The following is a 2678-nucleotide window of genomic DNA, read 5'->3' as shown; positions in this document are numbered from 1 at the left end:
TGCGGCTACGAGGAAAAGCGAAAAGGTTTTTAATTTGTTAGCTCAGTTGCAGCTTCAACCATCACCTGAATTAATGAATGAGTTGGAAAATTCTGTCTCAGAAGATGTTTTTTTGGATATCCAGCGGGCGGGTGAAGATTTTTCAACATTATCATTACCGAGAGGCTGTTTAAAGTTGACTCTACAAGATTTCCTCCAAGAACGGGAATTGATTACGCCATTATTTGTAAGAGATACAGACCGAATTTTAGCAATGGAAAATTCAGCCCGTTATGTGGCACAACCGGCCTCTTCTCCTGATAATTCAGAATATGCTCCATCTATTCAAAGCTTTTGGGGGGAGCCGGCTGGTTGATGGAAATAAATTATACTGAATTCAGTCAGCTTCTCCTCTCTAATTGATGCTTGAAAAACCTTCCCTCACCCTTCCTTTAATACAGATTCATAAATTATGCTCTATAGCGATTTTAATACCATCGGAAAGGTCGGGCCAAGCATTTGGATTAACCACTGTTGAAAATGTCCGCTTTTTCCCTTTTATTGACCCAAGTGTTACAAGTAATACGTTAACAGCTTTTTTACAAGAAAGTGTACCACTTGCTACCGAAGAGCGGCATCTGATAGGCTCGCTCTGAATGGATTATTAGTCCTATTCTCCTAGAAGTTCGTACATTTTTAGAGAGAAAAATCAGCTTTTTTTCTGGCGAAGAGTTTTCGCTATTATCCATCTGCCGGTCTTAATGGCATCTGTGATTTCCTCATTAGCCGTTCCCCGGAATTATTGGAAATTGGAGCGCCGGTCGTTGTAATTCTGGAAGCCAAAAAAGCCGACTTGAAAACTGGGATAGGTCAATGTATTGCCCAGATGGTAGCCGCCCAGAAATTTAATGAGTTAAAAGGCAATCAAATTTCTGCTATCTATGGCTGTATTAGTAGCGGAACTCAGTGGCGTTTCTTAAAGCTAGAAGGCCAAACTGTGACCATTGAATTGACCGATTATCCGCTTTTTCCTGTCGAACAAATTCTGGCGTTTTTGGTAAGGATGGTCGAACAAAATTAACTTTTTTTCCTTTTTCGCTATAAACTTTAAATCCCGAACTTAAACCGAACTCATCTAACAATTCGACCGCTTTGCGTTTTTCTTCTTCACGGCTGCCGGTCGTATGCTCGCAGTAGTTGCGCGCCTCTGCGATCTGCGGCTATTACACTCTCCGAGCATCCTGCACCAAGACCGCATCGCCTCTGCATTCGGGGCCGGCTGCTGTTGAACGATTCTTATAGATACCCGGATCAGCGCTCCTATTTCTTCTGGTTGTAAAAGCCGGCCTCCTTGGTTAAATCTTGCTAACCATTCCTCACAAAAAAATTCTTTGATAACGACGCTAAATTTGCGGGTATAAATTAACATTTGACGCTCAATATTTTATCTTCAACATTTTGGCGAAACTTCATCTATTTTACCCTAAACGTAATCTCGACTGAGAGAGGCTCTTAAAAAAAAATGGTCTAATTTAATTTAATTTAATTTAATTTAATATGATTTAACACCACGTCGCTTTCATAAAATATAAAAAAAACGAGAAATATCTCAAGCCTTCAATTTCTCGCTTTTTATAAAATAAATTTTAAACTTCAATCTGTGAAATAGAAGCGTTTTGTTTTGCAGCTTTTCGTTCTGCCATGCGCCGGTGTAAAGCACCTAACGCACTATTTTGATATTGCTCCTCTAAACGCTCATTAATGATATCTAAATCGGCAATATGCTTATCCCATCGTTCACAAAGTTCTTTAAGTTTGGCAATATGCCGTGCTTTTGTCTCTGCATCTACCGGAATTTTAGGCTTATTACTCATGGCAAATTAAAATCCCTCCTGATTTCTCGGACTGTGGCATCTGTTGAAGCTGAGGTAGCCTCCGCTTCGTCAATAGATCGGGCTAGTATTTCTAGGGTATCACGGTCAGCCACTGGTTGGGAATTATACACTCGCCGCAGTGTTACATAGAAGCGTGTGTAGTATGTATCTACTCTTTCTTTTGCATTCTGAAGTAGATCGAAATAATCGGCAGTTTCATCAGTTTCGCCATAAACTTCTAGCAGTTCATATTCTGTTGCTGTCGCTGCATTGAGTCGTTCTAATAATTCCCTCTGTAACATGAGGACTGTCGTTAACGTTTCATTAGGTAATAACGCCATTTTTTGCTTTGCTTAAAGGTTGATTTATATATTAAAACAAATATTGGTTGTTTTGGTAACATTTGTCGAACAAAATTAGCTTTTTTTCCCCTGTCAAAGCCCTAAGTTTTAGGTAAATAGCGGGATGAACTATCATCTGGTCTAGCGTGTAGATAGCGCTCTGTTGTTGAAATGCTGGAATGTCCCAAAGTTGCTTGTACCAGATGTAGAGGAGCACCCCTATCTAACGAATGGGAAGCGTGGGCATGACGCAACCAATGAGGTGATACTTTTTGTTCAAGACCGGCCCTTTTAGCAGCTGCCCTCACAATTCGGACAACATTACTTGCGGCATAATGCCGGCCTGATTTAGTAGGAAACACCGGCATGGTTGAACCGGCCTTTTTGCGTGTTGATACTAAATCTTTCCACAATTGTTCAGAGATAAGGATGTGGCGAAGTTTAGAACCTTTCCCTAAAATATCGACTTGCCCGCCTGGGATTC

At 40.6% G+C, this 2678-nt stretch carries 6 protein-coding genes; 2 read left to right on the top strand and 4 right to left on the bottom strand.

Features of this window, described 5'->3' with window-relative positions:
- Both NG798_RS27345 and NG798_RS27340 read left to right on the top strand, forming a co-directional pair.
- Positions 1–355 (top strand): hypothetical protein (locus NG798_RS27345; protein WP_317619647.1); only part of this gene is annotated, 355 nt, incomplete at its 5' end.
- 426 nt (positions 356–781) lie between these two features.
- The gene (locus NG798_RS27340; protein ID WP_261226875.1) at positions 782–1060 is read left to right on the top strand and encodes a hypothetical protein; all 279 of its coding nucleotides are present in this window, start codon (positions 782–784) and stop codon (positions 1058–1060) included.
- A 54-nt stretch (positions 1061–1114) separates the two neighbouring features.
- Here the strand turns inward: NG798_RS27340 and NG798_RS27335 are convergent, their stop codons facing one another.
- The 4 genes from NG798_RS27335 to NG798_RS27320 all read right to left on the bottom strand — a co-directional run.
- The gene (locus tag NG798_RS27335) at positions 1115–1408 is read right to left on the bottom strand and encodes a hypothetical protein (RefSeq protein ID WP_261226874.1); all 294 of its coding nucleotides are present in this window, start codon (positions 1406–1408) and stop codon (positions 1115–1117) included.
- A 217-nt stretch (positions 1409–1625) separates the two neighbouring features.
- On the bottom strand, positions 1626–1853 hold the full coding sequence (locus tag NG798_RS27330; RefSeq protein ID WP_261226873.1) for a hypothetical protein: 228 nt from the start codon (positions 1851–1853) through the stop codon (positions 1626–1628).
- Positions 1850–2194, bottom strand: a complete 345-nt coding sequence (locus tag NG798_RS27325) for a hypothetical protein (protein ID WP_261226872.1) — start codon at positions 2192–2194, stop codon at positions 1850–1852. The genes NG798_RS27330 and NG798_RS27325 overlap by 4 nt, the downstream gene beginning before the upstream one ends.
- Positions 2195–2295: 101 nt before the next feature.
- Positions 2296–2678: tyrosine-type recombinase/integrase (locus NG798_RS27320; RefSeq protein WP_261226871.1), on the bottom strand; the 383-nt coding region annotated here is incomplete at its 5' end.

The sequence above is a fragment of the Ancylothrix sp. D3o genome (assembly GCF_025370775.1).
Lineage (GTDB): Bacteria > Cyanobacteriota > Cyanobacteriia > Cyanobacteriales > Oscillatoriaceae > Ancylothrix.
The sequence above is the reverse complement of the archived record's forward strand: the minus strand, read 5'-3'. Positions and strand labels throughout refer to the sequence as shown.

What these genes read in the sequence shown, in the direction of transcription:
- NG798_RS27330 (WP_261226873.1), bottom strand. Translation starts at nt 1,853, where the DNA reads ATGAGTAATAAGCCTAAAATTCCGGTAGATGCAGAGACAAAAGCACGG.
- NG798_RS27325 (WP_261226872.1), bottom strand. Translation starts at nt 2,194, where the DNA reads ATGGCGTTATTACCTAATGAAACGTTAACGACAGTCCTCATGTTACAG.
- NG798_RS27335 (WP_261226874.1), bottom strand. Translation starts at nt 1,408, where the DNA reads ATGTTAATTTATACCCGCAAATTTAGCGTCGTTATCAAAGAATTTTTT.